Source organism: Roseateles chitinivorans, assembly GCF_050632145.1.
Taxonomy (GTDB): Bacteria; Pseudomonadota; Gammaproteobacteria; order Burkholderiales; family Burkholderiaceae_C; genus Roseateles; species Roseateles chitinivorans_B.
The window spans coordinates 4,690,521-4,711,927 of record NZ_CP192577.1 but is presented as its reverse complement, the minus strand read 5'-3'; the positions used below and the strand labels follow the sequence as shown (position 1 = coordinate 4,711,927).

General features: G+C 73.0%; 11 protein-coding genes and 1 pseudogene. All 12 read left to right on the top strand.

Annotated elements, in window-relative coordinates; genetic code table 11:
* Positions 1–12 precede the first annotated feature (12 nt).
* The 12 genes and pseudogenes from ACQ86G_RS21650 (at position 13) to ACQ86G_RS21595 (ending at position 21,069) form a co-directional block, all read left to right on the top strand.
* On the top strand, positions 13–294 hold the full coding sequence (locus ACQ86G_RS21650) for a PAAR domain-containing protein (protein ID WP_431257238.1): 282 nt from the start codon (positions 13–15) through the stop codon (positions 292–294).
* A 4-nt stretch (positions 295–298) separates the two neighbouring features.
* Complete coding sequence (locus ACQ86G_RS21645) at positions 299–712, top strand: GPW/gp25 family protein (RefSeq protein ID WP_431257237.1); 414 nt, start codon at positions 299–301, stop codon at positions 710–712.
* Positions 709–4,245 (top strand): putative baseplate assembly protein, encoded by a 3,537-nt coding sequence (locus ACQ86G_RS21640; RefSeq protein ID WP_431257236.1) that lies wholly within the window; start codon positions 709–711, stop codon positions 4,243–4,245. The genes ACQ86G_RS21645 and ACQ86G_RS21640 overlap by 4 nt, the downstream gene beginning before the upstream one ends.
* Positions 4,246–4,249: 4 nt before the next feature.
* Entirely contained in the window at positions 4,250–6,607 is a 2,358-nt protein-coding gene (locus ACQ86G_RS21635) for a putative baseplate assembly protein (RefSeq protein ID WP_431257235.1), read from the top strand.
* Between the two features lie 2,771 nt (positions 6,608–9,378).
* Positions 9,379–10,365 (top strand): hypothetical protein, encoded by a 987-nt coding sequence (locus ACQ86G_RS21630; RefSeq protein ID WP_431257234.1) that lies wholly within the window; start codon positions 9,379–9,381, stop codon positions 10,363–10,365.
* A gap of 4 nt (positions 10,366–10,369) precedes the next feature.
* On the top strand, positions 10,370–12,529 hold the full coding sequence (locus tag ACQ86G_RS21625) for a phage tail protein (RefSeq protein ID WP_431257233.1): 2,160 nt from the start codon (positions 10,370–10,372) through the stop codon (positions 12,527–12,529).
* A gap of 20 nt (positions 12,530–12,549) precedes the next feature.
* Complete coding sequence (locus ACQ86G_RS21620) at positions 12,550–13,407, top strand: hypothetical protein (protein WP_431257232.1); 858 nt, start codon at positions 12,550–12,552, stop codon at positions 13,405–13,407.
* Between the two features lie 11 nt (positions 13,408–13,418).
* Positions 13,419–14,315, top strand: a complete 897-nt coding sequence (locus ACQ86G_RS21615) for a hypothetical protein (RefSeq protein ID WP_431257231.1) — start codon at positions 13,419–13,421, stop codon at positions 14,313–14,315.
* A 180-nt stretch (positions 14,316–14,495) separates the two neighbouring features.
* A pseudogene (locus ACQ86G_RS21610) lies at positions 14,496–14,612 on the top strand (DUF4157 domain-containing protein); the annotation flags it as partial.
* 312 nt (positions 14,613–14,924) lie between these two features.
* Entirely contained in the window at positions 14,925–16,487 is a 1,563-nt protein-coding gene (locus ACQ86G_RS21605) for an AHH domain-containing protein (RefSeq protein ID WP_431261463.1), read from the top strand.
* Between the two features lie 198 nt (positions 16,488–16,685).
* A complete protein-coding gene (locus ACQ86G_RS21600) occupies positions 16,686–18,527 on the top strand; it encodes an eCIS core domain-containing protein (protein WP_431261462.1) in 1,842 nt (613 codons plus the stop codon).
* Between the two features lies 1 nt (position 18,528).
* Positions 18,529–21,069, top strand: coding sequence for an eCIS core domain-containing protein (locus ACQ86G_RS21595; RefSeq protein ID WP_431257230.1), 2,541 nt, complete (start codon positions 18,529–18,531; stop codon positions 21,067–21,069).
* Positions 21,070–21,407: the final 338 nt, after the last annotated feature.

Here is a 21,407-nt window from a genome sequence, read left to right as displayed (position 1 = left end):
AGGGACGACACCATGCCACCCGCAGCCCGCGTCGGCGACCCCACCGGCCATCCCGGCGTCATCACCGGCCCCGGCGTGGCGATGGTGCTCATCGGCGGCATGCCCGCCGCGGTCGTGGGCGACCTGCACGCCTGCTCGATGCCGCCGGCCGCGGGCCCGCATCCGCCCACGCCGATCGCCAAGGGCAGCGCCACGGTGCTGATCGGCGGCCGGCCGGCCGCGCGCGTGGGCGACATGAGCGGCTGCGGCGCGCCCATCGTGATGGGCTGCCCGCTGGTCGAGATCGGAGGCTGACGCCATGGCCGCCGCGCAGAGCCCGTCCACCTTCCTCGGCCAGGGCTGGGCGTTCCCGGTCGGCATCGTGGCCGGCCAGACCGCCACCGCCGCCTACGACGAGGACGTGCGTCAAGCGATCCTGATCATCGTCGGCACCAATCCCGGCGAGCGCGTGATGCGGCCCGACTTCGGCGCCGGCCTGAACGCCTTCGTCTTCGAGCCGCTGAACCCGGCCACGCTGGAGGCGATCCGCCAGCGCGTGCTGGAGGCGCTGGTCGACTGGGAGCCGCGCATCGACGTGACGGCGGTGACCGCCGTCGCCGATGTCGCCGACACCGGCAAGGTGCGCATCGAGATGAGCTACCGCGTGCGGGCGACCAACTCGCACGCGAACCTGGTCTACCCGTTCTACATCGAGGAAGGATCGGCGCAGTGAACACCCCGCCCCGCGTCGAACTCGACGGCCGCGATGCGCCGGCGCTGCTGGCGCAGCTGCTCGCTCGCCGCGCCGGCTACACGCCGGAATGGCTGGCGGCGGACCGCGGCGCCGGCACCGGCCTGGCCGCGATCGCGGCCCGCTACCTGGAGGCGCTGACGCAGCGCCTGGACCAGGTGCCGGACAAGCTCAAACTGGGTTTCCTGGACGTCGCCGGGCTGGGCCTGGTGCCCGCGCAGGAGGCGCGCGCGCCGGTCGTGTTCCGGCTGTCCGACCAGGCGACGGGCGGCTCGGCGCCGGCCCGCACACCGGTCGGCGCGCCGCCGCCAGCCGGCAGCAGCGAGCAGGTGCTGTTCGAGACCGAACGCGCCGTCGGCGTCACCGCCGGCCGCCTGGTGGAACTGGTGAGCCTGTGGCCCGGCCGCGACCAGTACGTCGACCACGGCGCGGCCTACCTCGCCGGCCAGCCGGTCGAGCCTTTCGCCGCGCGGCTGCTGAAGCCGACGCCGCATGAGCTCTACCTGTCCCATCCGGTGCTGCTGGCGCTGTCGGGCCGGGTCAAGCTGTCGGTCGAGTTCGAGCTGCAGCACGACGCGACCACGCCGCTGGACATCGTCTGGGAGTACTGGGACGGTGCGACCTGGCGCGGTTTCGTCGACACCAGCACCGAGTGCCGCGGCTCTGCGACGAGCGACGTCGCCGATGACGAGGAGGACAAGGACGACGACAAGGACCTGGACGACCAGGGTGTCGACATCGTCGTCACCGATGTCGACAGCACCAACGGCCTGACGCAGAGCGGCAGCTTCCAGCTGGTGACCGACTGCGCCTCCGCCGGCAAGACGACGGTGAACGGCATCGAGGGCTACTGGCTGCGCGCGCGGCTGGACGAGTCGCTGCCGCCCGATCCGGGCCAGTCGCTGCCCGAGGTCGACACGATCCGGCTGTCCAGCACCGTCAACGGCGCGCTGCGCGGACGCATCGCGGTCGGCGAGCCGGCGGCGCCGCAGGCCGAGAGGGGGCAGGCCACGGCGGAGGGGCCCTCGATCACGGAGTCGCCGGTGCCGTCCGCGCCCAACAGCCTCGGCGGCATCGTCCGCAACGACGCGGGCCAGCCGGTCGAGGGCGCCGTGGTGCGGCTGACCGATCCGGCCGATCCGACGCGCGCGGCCTACACCTCGCAGCCGACCGGCAAGACCGGCGCCTACCTGATCGCCAACGTCAACTTCACGCGCGACTACCTGTTCAGCGTCGCCTTCGCCGGCATCGTCTTCACCGCGCCGGAGGCCTCGCGGCACGCGCGTCCCGCGCCGTCGGCCCTCCGCAGCGTGGTGGACCTGACGCTGTCGGTCACCGGCCTCGCGCCGGACAAGGCCTTCGCCGACGGCGCCGCGCTCGACGTCAGCAAGCCCTTCTATCCGCTGGGCCAGCAGCCGCAGCCGGGCTCGGCCTTCTACTTCACCAGCGAGGAGGCCTTCGGCAAGCCGCTGGCGAAGGTGCGGCTGTTCGTCGGTCGCAGCCTGTCGCCGCAGGACCAGGGCGCGATCGCCGGTTCCGCCGCGCTGGCGCACCAGCTCGACTGGGAGTACTGGAACGGCCGGCTCTGGGCGCCGCTGCCGGTGACCTCGAGCCTGTCCGGCTCGCCGTGCGACCTCGACCGCACCGAGGTCATCGACTTCACCGTGCCGATCGACATGGCGCCGGTCAGCGTCAACCAGCAGGAGGCGCGCTGGGTGCGCGTGCGCCTGCAGAGCGGCTCCTACGGCTTCAGCCGCACCGTCGGCTTCAACGCCGACGCGGCGGGCGGCGCGGTCAACACCTTCACCTACGTCGTCGCGCAGCCGCCGGTGCTGGGCGCGTTCTCGATCGGCTACACCTGGCAGTACGGGCCCTTCCATGCGGAACGCGTGCTGGCCCGCAACGACTTCCGCTTCGTCGACCGCACGGCCGAGGCGATGTGGCCCGGCACGACCTTCGCCCTGTTCGAGCGGGTCGGCGACCTGACGCCGGCGCTGTACCTGGGCTTCGACAAGGCGCCGCCGGTCGACCAGCTCGGCCTGTTCATCGACGTCGTCGAGGCGCCGGACACGCCGGTCGGTCCGGCGCTGGTCTGGGAGTACTGGAACGGCGACGCCTGGACGCGCACGCCGGCCGACGACGAGACCGGCGCGCTGCGCCGTCCGGGCATCGTCAACGTGCTGGCGCAGGCCGACGACGCCGAGCTGGCGCGGTTCGGCACGCCGCGCCACTGGCTGCGCGCCCGGCTCAAGGAGGACGGCCCGCCGGGCGAGCCGGTCTTCGCCGGCCTGCATGTCAACGCGGTGTGGGCCAGCGAGCGCCACACGCTCCACGACCTGCCGCTGGGCACCAGCAACGGCACGCCGGACCAGGTGTTCCTGCTGACGCAGACGCCGGTGCTGGCCGGCGAGCGCCTCGAGGTGCGCGAGCTCGGCGGCGCGCGCGCCAACGTCGAGTGGCGGATCCTGGCGATGGAACTCTGGCAGGGCGACAGCGGCGTGCTGGCGCGGCTGGAGCGGCTGCTGGCGGTCGAGTCGACCGAGCCCGGCGTGTCGCTCGGCCCGCTGCGGCTGACCCGCAACCGGCACAAGCAGGTCACCGAGGCCTGGGTGCTGTGGGAGCGGCGCGAGCAGCTGTTCTTCTCGTCGCCGACGGACCGCCATTACGCGCTGGACGGCGCCAGCGGGCGGGTGCGCTTCGGCGACGGCGTGTCGGGCCGCGTGCCGCCGGCCGGCGCGGCGATCCTGGCGCGCCGGATGAGCGTCGGCGGCGGCTCCCGCGGCAACGTGCCGGCCCGCGCGATCGCGCAACTGCTCGGCGTCGTGCCCGGCATCGAGGCGGTCTTCAACCCGCGCGCGGCCGAGGGCGGCGCGGACGGGGAGGCGCCGTCGGCGGTGCTGGACCGCGGGCCGCGCACGGTGCGTCATCGCGGCCGCGCGCTGACGCCGTCGGACTACGAGACGCTGGCGGTCGAGGCCTCGCCGGCGGTGAAGATGGTGCGCGCCATCGCCGGCCGCAGTCCCGGCGGGCAGACGCTGCCGGGCTGGGTGACGGTGCTGATCGTGCCGGGCAGCCTGGATGCGCGGCCGCAACCGTCCTTCGGCCTGCGCGAACAGGTGCGCCGCCACATCGAGGCGCGGGCGCCCGCCGATCTCGCCGCGCTGCACCGCATCCACGTGACCGGCCCGACCTATCTGCCGGTGGGCGTGTCGGCCCGCATCGTGCCGCTCGATCCGAGCCAGGCCGGCATGGTCGAGCGCGCGGTGCGCGAGACGCTCGAGCGCTTCCTGCATCCGGTGGTCGGCGGGCCGGGCGGCACCGGCTGGACGCTGGGGCGCGACGTGTACGTCTCGGACGTGGCCGCCGAGCTCGAGCGCACGCCGGGCGTCGATCACATCGAGGCGCTCGACCTCGTCCTGGACGGCGTGCCGCAGGGCGAGTCGGTGCGCGTGCCCGACGACGCGGTGGTGGCGGCCGGGACCCTGGTCCTGCGCCTGGACGAATCGGAAGCGTGACGCCATGAGCATCCCCCTGCCTCAACTCGACGATCGCCGCTGGTCGGACCTGGTCGAACAGGGCCGGGCGCTGATCCCGCTGGTCGCGCCCGAGTGGACCGACCACAACGCGTCGGACCCCGGCATCACGCTGATGGAGCTGCTGGCGTCGGTGGCCGAGACGGACCTCTACCGCCTCAACCGCTTCACCGAGGCGCAGAAGCGGCGCCTGCTGGCGCTGATGGACATCCGGTGCGCGCCGCCGCGGCCCGCGACGCTGGTGAGCGAGCTGCGCATCGCGGCAGGTCCGTCGCCGGCGCCATCGCCACCGCCTGTTGCGTTGCCGGTCGTGTTGCCGGCGGGCACCGAATTCGACGGCAGGCGGCTGGACGCCACGGCGGCACCGCTGCGCACGACCGCGCCGGTCGAGGTCGTCGACGCCGTGCTGCGCGCCGTGCAGCGCAAGGACGCGGCCGGCTTCCAGAACCTGACGGCGGCCTGGTCGCGGCAAGAGCCGTTCGCAGCCTTCGGCGACGACCCGGCGGTCGGCGCGGAATGCCAGATCGGCTTCGACCGCGCGTTGCCGGCGGGGCGCTGGTCCCAGGTGTTCGTCTGCATCGACGGCGATCAGGCGCGGTTGGACGAGCGGGACCGACTCTCGAATGCGGAGACGCCGATCGGCGCGCCGCTCATCCACCACAGCGCGCGCCTGGCCTGGGAGTACTTCGCCGACGACGGCGCCGCCGGCCGTTGGCTGCCGCTGGAGGTCGACGACGACACGCGCTCGTTCAGCCTCAGCGGTGCGCTGCGGCTGCGGCCGGGCGCGGCGATGAAGGCGTCGGCGCTGGGCCGCGTCGCGCAGCCGCAGTGCTGGGTGCGGGCCCGGCTGGTCGACGGCGCCTTCGATGCCGCGCCGCGCCTTCAGCGGCTGCTGCTCAATGGCGTCCAGCTGGTGCAATCGACGCCGGTCTGGACCTCCTGGCCGATCGCGCCCGGCACCGTCGCGACCGGCGGACCGATCACGCCCGGGCAGGGCGCCGCGCTGCGCCTGACGCTGCAGCAGGGGCGGATCGTCGCGCTGACGGTGGACGCCTCGGATGTCCCGGACGGCGCGCCGGTCTTCACCGTGCTCGCGTACACCGCGGCCACCGCGACCGACCCCGGCCTGCTGGCCGTCGACGGCACGCTCGCCGGCGCGGGCAGCGGCGAGCCGTCCCAGCGCCTGACGCTCGCGCAGCGGCCGGTGGTCGAGGCGTCGCTCCGGCTCTTCACCGTCGAGGACGGCCATCCGCGCGCCTGGACCCGGGTGGACGACTTCAGCGCCTCCTCACGCACGGACGCGCACTTCACGCTCGATCCGACCAGCGGCGACCTCATCGGCGGCGATGGCGAGCGGGGCCGGGTCTTGCCCCGCGGCTGCCAGGTCTTCGCGTTCCACGCGTCGACGCGGCCCGCGCCGGCGGTCGCCCGCATCGACGGCCTGGCCGACAGCCCGCGCAACCGCGTGTTCCTGCCGGATGCCGGCGCGATCGGGCGGATCGCCGCCGGCGTGCCGATCGTGCTGGAGGACGCCGCGCCGGCCGAGCCCCTGGCGCATGCGCTGGGCCGCGCGATCGAGCAACGCGAGGCCCGCCTGCGCGCGGTGACGCGCGAGGACTTCGAGGCGCTCGCGCTCGCCACGCCCGGCCTGCGCGTGGCCCGCGCCATCGCGCTGCCCAACTTCTGTCCCGGCCTGGCCTGTGTGAGCGCCCCCGGCATGGTCACCGTGATCGTGCTGCCGTTCCTGCCGCGCGGCCGGCCGTTCCCGAGCCTGGGATTCCTGGATCGGGTCGCCGCGCGGCTGGAGACGCGCCGGGTGCTGGGCACGCGCGTGGCGGTGGCAGGACCGGGCTACCTGGAGGTGGCGGTCCGCGCCCGCGTCCAGGCGCTGGACGGCATCGACCGCCAGAGGCTGAGCACCGCCGTGTCGGCGGCGCTGGATGCCTTCTTCGACCCGGTGACCGGCGGCCCCGACGCCGCCGGCTGGCCGCTGGGCCGCGACGTCTACCGCGCCGAGGTGATGCAGGTGATCGACCAGACGCCGGGCGTGGATCACGTGATCGCGCTCGAGCTCGTCGCCGAGGGCTGCGCGCCGAGCTGCGGCAATGTCTCGCCTGCGTCCGGACGGGCTGGTCGCCGCCGGCCGCCACAACATCGAGGTGGCCTGACATGTCGACGCCGTACCGCCGGGATCTCGAGCGGCTGCAGTACTGGCAGGGCCAGACGCTGCGCAGCCGCGACGCGCGCGACCAGCAGCGCTTCGAGGCGCTGCGCCGCCAGCTGCACAACCGCGCGCTGCATGAGACGGGCGGGATCGCCTTCGGCCTGGTCGCGCGGCCGGTGACTGACCTGAGCGCCAATCCCGGCACCGGTCCGGTGACCGATCCGGTGACGGGTGAAATGGTCACCGACGGGACCGGCCAGGTGGCCGGTGAGGAGACCGGCATCGAGGTCGCCTGCGGGCTGGCCTACGACCGCCGCGGGCGCGAGCTGATCCTGCAGCGCGCGCGCCGCGTGCCGCTGCCCACCGAAGCCGCCTGGCTGGTGTTGCGCCTGCGCGCCACGGGTCGCGGCGGCAACGGCGGAAGTGGCAACGGCAACGGCAACGGAAGCGGGACTTGCTGCGTGCCCGAGGAGCCCGGCTGCGCCCTGGACGACGCGCGCCTGCTCGAGAGCGACGTGGAACTGGCCTGGGTGCCGATCGCCGCGAACGAAGCGCCGGACGGCGCGGTGCTGGCCCGCTACGACGGCGGCCTGAACACCGACTTCCGCCCGCCCCGGGTCCGGCCGCTGGCCCGGCCGCGGCTGGCGCGCGGCGAGACGGTCGAGGGCGGCACGCCCTGGGAACCGTGGATCGTCGAGTCCCCCGACGGCCGCGGCGGCATCGTCGGCAAGGTGGTCGGCGTGCAGACGCGGGTCGACACCTCCGCCAGCGGCTTCACCGAGGTGCCGCGCTACGTGGCCAACGTGCAGGCGCGCAGCTGGAACCTGGCCAAGGCCGAGTTCGCGCCGGCCTTCTTCCCCGAGGTGGCCGATCCGGCCGTCGACGGCTTCACCTTCCGCCTGTTGATGGCCGAGATCGGGCGCCGCCGCGTGGCTGCGTGGTACGGCCAGGCGCGGGTCTCGGCGATCCGGCGGGGCGTCGGCGATCAGCTCTCCATCGACCTGGACGACGCGGCCGTCTTCAAGCCGAACGACGTCATCGCGCTGCTGCGGCCCCGGGCTCGCACGGCCGTGTCCTTGACCAGAGCCGAGGGGTCGACGATGACGCTCGCCGCGCCGCTGGACGGCGTGCGCGCCAACGACAGCGTGCTGGCGCTGGGCAACCTGCCACGCCTGGCCGACGTGGTGACCGTGAGCGACGACAGCGCGGCGGTGCGGGCCGAGTACACCGCCGCGCCGGCGATCAAGAAGGGCGACGTGCTGCGCCGTGACGCGGACGGCGTCGTCGCGCTGATCGACGGCGCGAGCGCCGGCCGGATGACCGTGGAGCAGCCACCGCCGAATTGGAAGGAAAGCGACGAGCTGCACGTGGCGCGGATGGTCGATGCCATCGACATCAAGCGCGCGACGCTGTCGGCCGACGGCAAGTCGTTGCAGCTGGAGCTGAAGTCGGCGCCGCAAGGGCTGGACAAGGGCGCGCGGGTGGTGCTGCTCGACGCGGACCGGCAGCCGCTGGCGACGGCGCCCGAGGTGACGGTGAGCGACGGTGCGAAGCTCGAGCTGCAACCGCCGCCGGCGGCGGCCGAGGTGGCCACGCTGGCGCGCGCGGTGCCGCTGTCGGGCGGGCTGACGATCCAGCGCCTGGTCCCGAAGGCCGGCAGCGAGGTGGTCGTCAGCGACGTCGCGCCGTTCGCCGTCGGCGACGTCGTGGCGCCGATGCGGGATCTGTCCCTGGTCGCCGTGGTCGACAAGATCGTGAAGACGCGTAAGGCGCTGGTGCTCAGCGCGCGACTGGGACTGGCGTCGGGCGACCGGCTGGTGGCGGCGGACTGGTGCTGCGCCACGACGATCGACGCCTTCGAGCCCAAGCGCCCGAACGAAGTCCGGGTCGGACGCGCGAACGCCGCGCGGGTGAAGGACGTGCTGCGGCTGCGCGTGGCCGACGGCACCGAATCGACGCCGCCGGCCTCGGTGGCCGCGGTGACCGCGGTGACGGACACGCTGCTGGGCCTGGGGTCCGCGCTGGCGGAGACGGCCCGCCGGCTGGACCTGCTGGCCGTCGGCCGCTTCGGCCGCGTCGCGACGGTGGTGGCGCAACAGACCGACGAGACGCGGATCACGCTGGCCGAGTCCGCCGCCTTCGCCGTCGGCGACTGCGTGATGGCGTGGCCGACCGCCGGCGGCGTGTCGCTGGAGACCGCGGTGGTGCAGGTGGCGGCGATCGGCGGAGCGGACCTGGTGCTGTCCGGATCGCCGGGTGTGCTGCGCACCGGCGACCGGCTCGCGACGGTGCACTGGCGCGACAGCGCGCGCATCACCCGCGTCGACGCCGATCCCCGGGAACTCGATGTCGACGGCGAGCTCGTCGTCGGCCCGAACGATGTCGCGGGCCTGCTCGTCCATCACGCCGATGTCTCCAACGGGGCCTTCGTGCAGCAGATCGTCGGCAACACCGTCACGGTGGTGCCCACGCTGGCACAGGGCGACGGCATCGTGGACCAGGGCTGGATCGACGGCGGACTGGTCGGCCCGGCGTCGCTGAGCTGGGACCCGGCGCGGCCGATGGACTACCCGGCGGCGTGGCAGCCGCTGGTGCGGATGGACTCGGCCGGGGGACTGGACGGCCGCGCGATCGTGACCCTGTACGGGCTGGACCTGAACACCGGCGTCTACCAGTCGCGCGCGGCCTGGCCGTTCCCGATCGACACCGAGCTGCACCTGTACGTGGCCACGCCGACGACGACGCCGGCCTACCGCTTCCGGCCGGAGACGCTGTCGCTGATCACCAGCTTCAACAGCGACTTCACGGCGGCCTTCGTCACCTTCGCGCAGAAGAAGCGGCTGGTGGTGCGCTGGTTCGGCTGCCAGCAGGAATTCCGGCCCGTGGCCGACTGCCCCGGGCAGACCCCCGGCGATCCCTGCGCCTGACCCCTGAGGAAGGAACCGGACATCATGGCCCTCATCGGTGACACCCGTTTCGCGGAGCGCAGCAGCTTCTTCAACGGCCAGCGCCTGTTCGCGTCGGACCTGCAGGAGCTGGACGACTTCAACCGCCAGATGCGCTGGCTGCACAACCAGAGCCTGCACCAGCCCGGCATCGGCGCGGGTTTCGCGACCACCGGCGCCAAGGGCGCGCGCGAGGTCTCGATCCAGCCCGGCTACGCGATCGACGCCCGCGGCCGCGAGATCGTGCTGGCCGACGCGGTGGTGCAACCGGTGCCGCCGGTGGCCGGCGACGACTTCGGCGCGCCGGTGTTCTTCGACCTGACGGTGTCCTATCCCACCGAGGCGCTGGAGGTGGCCGAGACGCGCGACGGCGTGTGCGGCGCCTCCGGCGGTGCCATCCGGCTGCGCGAGACGCCGGTGTTCTGCTGGGTTCGGCTGGGTCCGGCGCCGGACTACCTGCCCACCGACGCGAAGCTGCGCGACGCGGTCGTCAACGGCACCCAGCTGCGCCTGGCGCGGGCGCAGGTGCTCAATTGCCGGCTGGAGCAGCCGCTGTCGCTGGCGCAGCGGCGCAACGCGCGGCCGGCGGCGCAGCCGTACGTGGCCAGCGGCCTGGTCGCCAGGCCGGCCTGGACGATGCCGGCGGCGGGCGCGGGCGCCTCGGGCTTCGGGCTGCAGCTGGAGGCGGTGGTCGACACCACCTCGGCCGGTTTCCGGACCATGCCCTGCTACTCGGCGCAAGTGCTGGGCCGGCGCGATTTCAGTTTCGACGTCGGCACTCACGACGTGGTGCGCCTGGTCGACGGTTTCGTGATGCTGCTGGCGGCGGACAAGGCCCGCTTCAAGTTCTCGATGCTGGTGCCGGACTCGCTGCTGGCCAGCCTGCCGCCCGGCGCGGACGATCCCGATCCGCAGAGCGAGGACTTCCGCAGGCAGTTGCTCAAGCAGGTGCGCGACGAATGGCGCATCGAGTGGATCGGCGTGGAGGGCTGAAGCCATGGGCGCACCAGACCTCCGACCCTTCCGTCACCTCAACGAGGACGGCCTGTGGCCGCGTTTCCATTGGCACGGCCTCGCGCGGGGCGACGATGGCGCGCTGCGCCTGGCGGCGCTGCCGGCGTTCGAGGGCGCACTGCCCGCGGCGCTGGAGACGCTCGCCGCCGTGCAGCCGCAGGGCGGCCTGGCCGTCGATGCAGGCGGCACCGTGTTCTTCACCGATCCCTGGCGGGGCGTGGTGTCGTGGATCGAGGACTGCTTCGGCGCCGTCGGGCCGGTGCCGTGCCTGGGCGGACCGGGCAGCGATGCGACGCGCCTGGACGCGCCCGCGGGCCTGGCGATCGCGCAGGCGCGCGGCGCGCTGTACGTCGCCGACGCCGGCCATCATCGGGTGCAGGTCTTCGACCTCGCCAGTCTGGCGCTGGTGGAGGTGCTGGAGGGCTTCCAGCGGCCGGTGTCGCTGGCGCTGGACGAGGCCGGGCAGCTCTACGTCGCCGACCTGGATGCCGGACGGGTGGCGTGCCTGACCGCCTGGGGCGACCCGTTGCCGGCTTTCGGCGACGCGGTGCGGGCCAGCGGGCAGGCGGACTATCCCTGCGCGCTGGCGTGGTCGGACGGACGGCTGTGGGTGCTGGACGCCCGGACGCATCAGGTCACCGCGTTCACGCCGCAGGGCGCGACTATCGAGAGCGTTCCCACCGGCATCGAAGGCGCCATCGCGCTGGCCGTGTCCGGCGACTCGCTGTTCATCGGCGATCCGGGGCGGCGACGGATCTCGGTCTGGTCGCGAGCCCAGGACGGGTCCTTCTTCCACGCCGGCGATGCCGCGGGGTATGAAGGACCGGTCGCCGCGCTCGCGGTCGATGGGCGTGGCGACAGCGACGGCCACAGCGGCGGTGGCGCGCTGTGGGTCTCGCCCGGCGGAGGCCTCGCGCCGCTGCGGCTGACGCCGCAGGGCAGCCATGCGGCCGAAGGCTGGTTGTGGAGCGAGGCGATCACCGTCGACACGCTGGACCATGTCTGGAACCGGCTGCACGCCGGCATCGACCTGCCCGCGGGCAGCCATGTGAGCTTCCACGTCGCGACGGGGGCGCTGGCTGCGCCCGTGCCGCCGCCGACGGCGGACGGCAGCTTCGCCGCGCCGTGGCGCGCGGTCGGTGCCGACGTGACCGACTTCTTCATCGACCTGGACGACGCCGGGCCGCAGCGGGCGCTGTGGATCGGCGCGCGCTTCGCCAACGACCTGCACGGCACGCCGGTGCTGCGTCAGGCGCGCGTGGATTTCGATCAGGCCAGCTACCTGCCGGATCTGCCGGCGATCTACCGGGAGCGCCCGCCGTCGCTGTATCCGGACCGGCCGCGGGACAACTTCCTGCTGCGTTACCTCAGCCTGTTCGAGAGCTTCTTCCGCGAGATCGAGACGACCACCGGCGAGCTGCCGGCGCTGCTCGATCCGGCGGGCGCGCCGGAGGCGGCGCTGGACTGGCTGGCCGGGTTCCTGGCCGTGCCGCTGTCGCAGACCCAGGACGAGGCCACGCGCCGCGCGTCGATCGCCGGCGCCTGGGCGCGTCATGCGCGGCGCGGCACCGCGGCCGGGCTGGGCGAGGCGCTGCGCGACGAGGCGGGCGTGCGCGCCGTGATCGAGGAACCGCTGCAGGCGCTGGGCTGGTGGGCGCTGCCGGCGCCGTCGAGCTCCTGCAAGCCGGGACAGGCGGGGACCTGGGCCGACGGCGGGGAGTCGGTGCTGGGATTCAACACGGTGCTGCCGGCGTCGGAACCGCAGGGCGCGGTGCTGGGCAGCACCGCGACGCTGGACCGGTCGCGGCTGATCGCGTCCGACGCCTTCGGCACGCCGCTGTTCGAGGAGGCGGCCTACCGCTTCCTGGTGCGGCTCTATCCGCGCGACCTGCACTGCGCGGACACGCTGGCGCGGGTGCGGGAGATCGTCGAACGCGAGAAACCGGCGCACACGCTGTGGCAGCTGTGCGCGATCGCGCCGGGGCTGCGGGTGGGATACCAGGCGAGCCTGGGCGTGGACACGCTGCTGGGCGGCGGCCCGCCCGAGCCGGGACCGTTGGGCGAGGGCGCGCTGGTGCTGGGCGGCGAGCCGCGCGCGCGCCTGGGCGTGGACAGCCGCGTGGGTGCGCGGGCGCAACTTTGATGGCCATCAGGAGAAGGCACATGCGAGACGAATCGGTCGAATGCGAGGCGCTGCGAAGCTTTTCGCGTCCGCGCTACTTCCACGGTCAATTGCTCGACGTTCGTCATTTCGAATCCGAGCAGGCCTACTTCAAGCGCAAGCAGTGGATGCTCAACCGCCTGGTCGCCGGCTTCGGCGTGGTGTGCGGGCTGGACGTGCAGCTGGGCGAGGACGACCACAGCGTGGTCGTGATGGCCGGGCTGGCGCTGGACAAGCAGGGGCGCGAGATCGTCGTGCCGACGCGGTCCAGGCCGCTGGCGGTGCCGTCGCGCGAGGCGCCGCCGGCCGAGTCCGGGTCGGATCCGCTGCCGACCGGTGCCGCGGCCAACGCGGCAGCGGCCGCCCGGGGCCAGCGCAACGGCGGCCATGGCGGCGGCCGCAGCGACGGCCGCAACGGCGAGGGCCACTGCGACGACGACTGGATGCACCTGGTGGTCTGCTACGAGGAGTGCCGCACCGATCCGGAGCCGGTGATGGCCGGCGGCTGCGACACCACCACGCGCTGCGCGCCGGGGGCGATCCGGGAGGGCTACTCGCTGGCGCTGCGGCCCGGCAAGGCGCCGCACATCCCGGTGGACGCCGACATCCCGGGCCTGATCAAGGGCAACAGCGTGAACTACCAGGCGCTGGCGGAATGGGTCAGCCGGCCCTGCGACTGCGACACCGGCGCGGGCTGCATCACGCTGGCCAACCTGCATCTGCCCGCGGCGGGGCAGACGCTGGAGCTGTCGGACATCGACATCGCGGTCCGGCCGATCGTCTACGGCGCCGACGTGCTGTGGGAACTGGTGCTGGCGCTCAGCCATGAGTCGCAGGCCCGGCGCGGCGGCAAGTACTGAAAGGAACGACCATGGCTTCAATGACGACAGGCTCGGGCGACTGCGGCTGCGGTGGGGGTTGCGGCGGCACCGCGACGGGCGGACCGGGCACCGGCGCGCGCGGCGGGATCGAGCGGCCGCGTTTCTTCCCCCGGCAGCTCATCACGCCCGACGATCTCACGCTGGGACAGGACTACTTCCGCGACCGGCTGCGCCGCATGAACCGCTACCTGCACGGCTGGGGCGTGGTGTGCGGCGCCCGCGTCGACGCCAGCCAGCAGGCCTGGCGCGTGGTGGTGCATCCGGGCTACCTGCTCGGGCCGCAGGGCGACGAGATCGTGATCGAGCGCGACGTGTGCTTCGACCTCCGCACCCGTTGCGTGTCGGCCGTCGGCGGGGATGCCTGCGACGACATCGCGATCGACCCCTTGTGCCCCGACCGCACCGTGTCCACGCGGGATCCCGGCGCGGCGCTGTTCGTCGCGGTGCGGTACCGGCAGGTGGCCGCGAGGCCGGTGCGGGTGCAGCCGGTGGGTTGCGGCTGCGACGACACCGGATGCGAGTTCTCGCGCTGGCAGGACGGGTATGAGTTGTGCGTGCTCGACACCTGCCCGGAGTCGCACGCCGAGCCGCCGTCGATGGCGCAGTTCATGGAACCGGGCGCGATCCCGGATTGCCCGCCATGCCCGACCGATCCGTGGGTGGTGCTGGCCAAGGTCACGGTGGATGAGCAAGGCAAGGTGAGCGCGCCCGACAACTGCGCCTGCCGGCGGCAGCTGCGCACGACCGGGCCGTACTGGTGGAACTGCAACGAGGTGGTGCGGCCCGAGACCAGGCCCGGGTCGGCCACGGCGTCGACGGAGGCAACAACGGCGACGGAGGCGGCGACGAAGACGAGGACGAAGGCGGATCCGGCCCGACCCGCGTGAGGACGGGACGACCGTGCGAACGCCCACGCGAAAGACGCCCTCCGAGCGCGCGGTCGACGCGTTGCGCGGAACGGGCGGACGGCCCCTGCCGCCCGAGGTGCAGCAGGAGGCCGCGCAGCGTTACGGGTTCGGTTTCGGTCACGTTCGCGTGCATGACGATCCGGGGGACATGCCGCCGCCAGCGCCTTGCATGCGTCGGCCTACACCGTGGGCAGCGACATCGCCTTCGGCGCGGGACGGTATGCGCCGGAGTCGCCGCACGGGCGCGCCCTGCTGCGACATGAACTGCGACATGTCGCGCAACAGCATTGGGCGGTGGCGACGCGGGAACCCGTGATCGACGCGCCCGATTCCGCCCATGAGCAGGATGCCCGCGCGCAGCCGGCGTCCGAAGTACCGGCCTTGCCCGTGCAGCGCATCCAGTGCGCGCCGGAGGAAGAGGCACCGTATTCGCTGGGGACGGGGCTGATCGACACGGTGGGACGCCAGGCCACCAGCGACGCGTCCTGGCCGTTCATCAAGGCCGTGCTCGAGGGCTTCGTGGGCGGGTTGAAGTCCGATGTCCGGGCCGGGCGCGCGGACGCCGCGAAGGCCCATCTCGCGGAACTGATGGTGCCGTGGAACGCGGCCAGGTTCTATGGCGGATACCTCGTCGGCCTGGTCATCGGCCTGGTCAGCCCGATCACCGACCTGGTCAAGGGCGTGGTCGGCCTGGTCAAGCTCGGCCTGTCCGGGCTGGAGTGGCTGGCGAAGTGGTCGCCGCTGGGGATCGCCGTGAGTCCGGAACGGCAACGCAAGATCGCGGAGCTCAACGTCCGGCTCAACGCGTTGATGGGGGAACTGGGTGGTGCGCTGGCGCGCTTCGTGACCGATCCGAAGGGCACCGTGCAGAAGTTCTCCGGACTGCTCGACAACCTGATGCAGATGGCCCAATCCAAGGCGCGGGACATGGGGGCGAGCGGGGCGCATGCGATCTTCGACCTGCTGGGCAAGGACTTCTACGAGATGGGCAAGGGCATCGGGGAGGTGGTCGGCACGCTCGTCGCGCAGGTGCTGATGCTGGTGTTCAGCGAGGCGATCGGCAACCTGATCGCCAAGGGCGCCAGCCTGGTGGGCAAGGCCGCGGAGTTCGTGGCGGGCAAGGCGGTGCAGGCGTTCGGATGGATCAAGGGCGTGTTCGTGGAGGCCGGCGCGCTGCTGCGCAAGGCGGTCGATGGAGCGCTCAAGTTCTTCAAGGGCGTGGTGGACAAGGCGATCGAGGCGTTCGACGCGCTGGTGGCAGTCTTCAGCGAGGCGGCGGCCGGCGAGCAGGCCGCGGCCGGCGTGGGCAAGGGCGTCGGCGGCACGGTCTCGACCAACATGGAGTCGCGCATGGTCAGCGGCGCCCGCACCACGCCGACGACCGTCGCCGACCTCCGGACGCCGAAGGTGCATCCGTCCAACGCCGTCACGCCCGCGGCAACGCCGCCCGAGGCGCCGCGTCTGCCCGGTTCTCCCGCGGCCGCCGGCAAGTCGATGAAGGCCGCGTCGGCGATCGAGTACCCGAGCTTCGCGACCGAGGACCAGATCGCCCGGATGGAGCGTGCGATCGCGGTCCTGGAGCGGTCCCAGGGGAGCGCGAAGGGCGCGGAGCTTTCGCGGTATCTGATGAGCCAGAAGAATGCCGCGGAACTCGAGTCGGTGATTCAAGGCTTCGAAGCGCAGTCTGCCAAGACGGCCGAAGTCCTCGGCGACGCGGCGGAGGCCGGAAGAACAGTGACCAAGAAGGCGCCCGACGGTTATTCCCCGGGGATCAAGGCGCGCACTGCCGAGATGAGCGATGCCGAGCTCCTCGCGTCGCGACTGGAGAAGACGCTCGGTCCCCGCCCGCCGGGCCACGAGGCGCATCACATGATTCCCAAGGGCATGAAGGAAGCGGAAGAGGCACGCGAGATCCTTGCCAGGGCGGAGGTCGGGATCAACGACGCGGAGAACGGCATCTGGTTGCCGAAGGACTCTTCGATCGCCAATGTGTCGACCACGGAGATCCATTCGAAGGTCCATACCAGCCGCGCGATGAGGCTGATCACGGCCGAGCTCCGCGAAGCCGAGCAGGCGGGCGGCGCCAGCGGGGTCCGCCGGGCGCTTGAGGCCATCCGGACGCGGCTGGGGGAAGGCGTCTACGCGAGGTGACGGGACCGCCGTGGCGGTCACGGAAACAGCGAGCGAGCATGCGATGAATCACGCGAGTCAGTCATCCCGTCCAGACATCGGTGCTCATCGAGGCAAGGTCGTGCCAGCCCCTGGCGCGGGACAGGACACGCTCAGGCCAGGCGTCCCCCCTCCCATGACGAGCCCGGCCGCCAGGCCGACCGCATCGCCGACTCGGTGATGCAAGGCGGAGACTGGCATCGGCCGGAGCAAGCCGGATGGTCTGCGGCGAGCGGGCCGCAGGCTCGCCCGGCGTCGCTGCTGGCGGCGGACGATGCCGAGCCGGCCCCCGGGCAGATGCGCAAGAGCGAGTTCCTCGCCGCGCTTCGCGGGGACATCTGCTCGGCGGTGGACGCGGCGCTGAGCGGAACAGGCCGCGACAGCCAGGGTTGCCCGTGGATAGACCACTGGTTCGGCTACTACGCTGAGAGAAGCAACGGGGACGTCGAACGCGCACTGCAGCGATACGCCCCCGAGGCCCGCGGCGCGCGCGATGCGCAGGACGTCATCGGTCTCGTCACGGCGCGCGTGCGGCGCAGCGCGCAGGTCTGGGCCAAGACCGGCGAGATCGTCGACGCGCCCCCGGACCTGCCGGGCCTGCCGGGCCTGGCCGCGATGGCGGGCGGCGGCCCGCTGGCGATCTTCGGCCGCCTGTCTTTCAAGGCGCGCCCCGGCGGTGCGCGATCGGCGGATCCGGTCTCGGTGCGCGCGGGGCTGGGCAGCGGCGAGCCGATGCCGGGGCCGGTGCGGGGACGGATGGAATCCGCGCTCGGCATGGGCCTGGGCCACGTGCGCCTGCACACGGACGCGACGGCCGCGCAGGCGGCGGACCGCCTCAACGCGCGGGCCTTCACCATCGGCCGCGATGTCGCCTTCGGCTCGGGCGAGTTCCAGCCGGGTACGCCGCACGGGGACGCGTTGATCGCGCATGAACTGGCCCACGTGGCGCAGCAGGCCGGCGCGCGGGCGTCGGACGCGGGCCGTGACCGGGGTGAATCGCCCGGCCTCGAGGAAGAGGCCGACCGCTCGGCACTCGGCGCGCTGTCGACGCTCTACGGCAAGGGCCGCGCCGGTCCGCCGGTGCGCCATGGCGGCCCACCCACGCGCAGCGGGCTGCGGCTGCAGCGCTGCAAGTCCGAGTCCGAGAAGGCGCGCGAGGCCGAGATCAAACGGCTCGGCGGGCTGCAGTACGACTTCCTCGAGCAGCAGCGCAAGGACACGGAGGACCGCAAGCGCAAGGAGGCCGAGGAGGTGGCGAAGAAGTCCGGCCTGCCGCCGCCGGTCACGCCGCCGACGGTCTCCGTCGACGACATCATCAAGAGCGAGACCAAGGCCGCCGATCCGCCCAAGCCGGCCGATGCCTGGACCAAGCTCGACGCCAAGGTGCAGGACGACTGGAAGAAGCGCGCCGATGCCGCCTGGAAGAAGGTCGTGACCAGCGTCGCCGGCACCGAGCTGGAGACGGTGATGAAGGGCAGGCGCCTGAAGTTCGACCCCAAGGACGCGCTGGAGCTGGGCTACTTCGGCGCGCAGCTCGGCGACGAGCTCAAGGTCGGCATGCAATGGGTGGAACTGGCCGAGAAGGATGCGAAGAACGTGTGGCCCAACGTGGCGCACGAGCTCGGCGGGCACTTCGAGTACGGCAAGGCCTACGCGACCGAGATCATGAGCGCGGCGCTGGAGCACATGCCTGAGGCCGAGCGCAAGAAGTGGAAGACCGATCCGGTGCTGCGGCAGAAGTTCTTCGACACCTACGAGTACGCGGAGACCGAGATCTTCGCCGAGCTGCGCGAGCGCCGTTACGCCCATCCCGAGACCGGCACCGCGCCGCCCAATCCGAGCGACGACCCGGACTTTGATGTGCCGCGTCAGCTCAACGTGCTGAAGAAGGCGTTGCATCCGGAGGTCGCGAAGGCCGTGGTGGCGCACCTGAAGGCGCGCGTCGACGCGTCGCCTTCGCTCCTGGAACGCGACAAGAAGTTCTTCGCGGAACAGGTCAAGGCCGTGTTCGGCCCGCCCTGACATGGACGCGACCCGGGCAGCCACGCAACCGGCCTCGGCCACCGCGCGCGTGCCGTCCCTCAAGGAGACGGTCGCGCCGGCCAACGACCCCGTCGGGCACGAGGCCGACCGCATCGCCGACGCGGTGCTGCAAGGCCGGCGATGGCCGCTGCCCGGCCCGTCCGGCTGGTCCGCCGCCACCGACCCCGGTCTCCCTGCGCCTCCTCCCGCGGCGACGGGCGCCTCGCCGCTGCTGGTGGCCGACGACGTCAACGCGTCTCCCGGACAGATGCGCAAGGGCGAGTTCATGGCCGCCTTGCGCGCCGGCATCTGCGCCGCGGTCGACGCCGCGCTGGCGGGCACCGGTCGCGACTCCGAAGGCTGCCCGTGGATCGAGCACTGGCTCGGCTACTACGAGACCCGCGACGCCGTCGACATCGAACGCGCACTCCTGCGCTACGCCCCCGAGGCCGCCGGTGTCCCAAGCGCCGCGCAGTACCTCCGCTTGATCACCGCGCGCGTCAGCCAGAGCGCGCAGCGCTGGGCCCGCACGGGCGAGGTCACCGGCCTGCCCGACGAGATGCCCGGCGCGGCGGGCGGCGGTTTGCTCGCCGGTCTGGGCGCGATGTTCTTCAAGCCGCGCTCCGGCGGCGCGCATGCGGCCGACCCGGTCTCCGTGCGTGAGCAACTGGGCCGCGGCGAATCGCTCGGCGGCGGCCTGCGCGCGCGCATGGAAGGCGCTTTCGGCACCCGCTTCTCCGCCGTGCGGCTGCACACCGACGGCAACGCGGCGCGGTTGTCGAATCGGCTCAACGCGCGCGCCTTCGCGATCGGCCCGCACATCGCCTTCGGTGGCGGCGAGTTCCAGCCGGGCACGCCGGCGGGCGACGCGCTGATCGCGCATGAGCTCGCGCACGTGGTGCAGCAAGGGCAGGGCGGCGAAGCGGCGGCTAGCCCGGCCCGCGAGGCCGCGGTCTCCGGCGCGCCAGAGGCGGCGCTCGAGCACGACGCGGACGCCGCCGCCGCCGGCGTGGCGGCGACGCTGTGGGACGCCGGCTCGGTGTCCGGCCTGCATCGCGAGGCCCGTCCGCGCCTGCGCTCGGGGCTGAGCCTGCAGCGCTGCGCGAGCAAGCCCAAGACGGCGGTGCCCGGCGCGCAAGGGGCGCCGGCCAAGGTCAAGCTCACCCTGTTGCAGGAGCGCCAGCAGTCGCTGTCCGGCGCCGGCGAGCGCCTGCGCGATGTCAGCGCCTGGGCGGCGGGCCAGCAGAAGCAGCAGGGCGTGCCCGACATCCGGGGCGTGAAAGAACTGGCCCCGGCCGAGGCCGCCCGGGTGGCCGAGGCCATCGAGCTGCTGGGCAAGGCGAGCGCGCCCTTCAGCAGCCAGGCGCTGGACGAGCTCGGGCCGCAGCTCGACGAGATCGTCGCCAAGACCAAGGCGGCGCGCTCGACCAGCGGCCCCACGGGCGGCGACAGCCTGGACCAGCGCCTGGCCGCCGACCAGACCCGGCTGTCGCTGAACCGCGCGATCGACGCCTCCAACGAGGTCGACACGCGGGTGACGGCCTTGAGCCAGACGCTGGACGTCGCCGCGATCAAGGAACACACCGACGCCATCGCCACGGCGCTCGCAGGGCTGCGGAACGACACGGGCGCCATCGACGACGCCTACGACGGGATCCGCAAGCATGTGCGGTCGGTCAAGGAGCTGGTCCGCGACCTGAAGACCCGGTCCTCGCAGCTGCCGCCGGCGCTGGGCCGCATCCTCTTCGTGCTGCGAAGCTTCCTGGCGCTGAACGCGCCGGGCCGCGTCGCCGCGCCGACCGACGACGAGATCAAGGCCTACCTGGCCGGCAAGCAGGGCAACCTGGGCCAGGACTTCAACCTGGTCTTCGGCGACGGCCGCGAGACGATGGGCTTCGATGTCTTCGTCCTCTACGCGTCGGTGCTGGAGCAGCAGCTCGCGGTGCGGGCCAAGATGGCGGCGGCCCAGGTCAAGCCGGCCTCGCCGGTGCCGACGCTGGGCAATGCCGAGGACTTCTTCAAGGCGCTCAAGGGCAAGGGCAATGACGAGGTCATCGACGCCTACGACAGCTACGCCGGGGCCTACTTCTATCACCGCGTGATCGACAAGTTCGACGACATGAAGGTCAGCGGCGTGGCGGAGCTGTACACGCGACCGCTGTCGATCTTCGGCCTGCGGCCGCTGGTCTGCACCGGCTTCGCGATGCTGGGCGCGCACCTGCTGCAGCAGGCCGGCGCGTCGCTGAAGGCCTTCCACGTGGCGGTGCGCGCCACCGACGAAGCGATCGTCGAGAACCGCATCGACGCCGGCCATGCGCTGGGGCACCTCACGCGCAAGGGCAAGGATCTGTGGGTGACCAACGCCACCGTGGAGGCGTCCAAGGCCGATGCCGAGCGCACCGTCGGCTGGGACCCGAAGGACAAGACGCTGCGCGAGGCGACGGGCTCGACGGTGCCGGGCGCCAACGCCAACCTGGAGAAGGCGCTGGGCGAGCGCGGCGACGCGATCCGCAACCGCGGCAGCGGCGGGCGGCGCAGATAGGCGGCAGCATGAAACGGACACCGACCACTTCCAGGACCGCCACGACTTCGTCGACTCCGTCGACCGTCGGCCGCGCGTTGCGCGGCGCACGGGGGCAAGGCCGGTACACCGAGCCCGTGGGCCCGCGCGACGACGCGTTCGAGGCCGAGGCGGACCGCGTCGCGCGCGCGGTGGCGAAGGGTCCGGGCGCCGCCGGCGCAGGGCCGGGCTGGTCCTTGGCCGCCAGCACGCCGCTTCGGGAGGGCACGACGATCCGGCGGGCGCCCCAGGAGAGCGCTGTGGACGCGGTGAGCGCGGCCGAGCCGGCCGCTGTCGAGGCGGGCACGATGCCGGCGCCG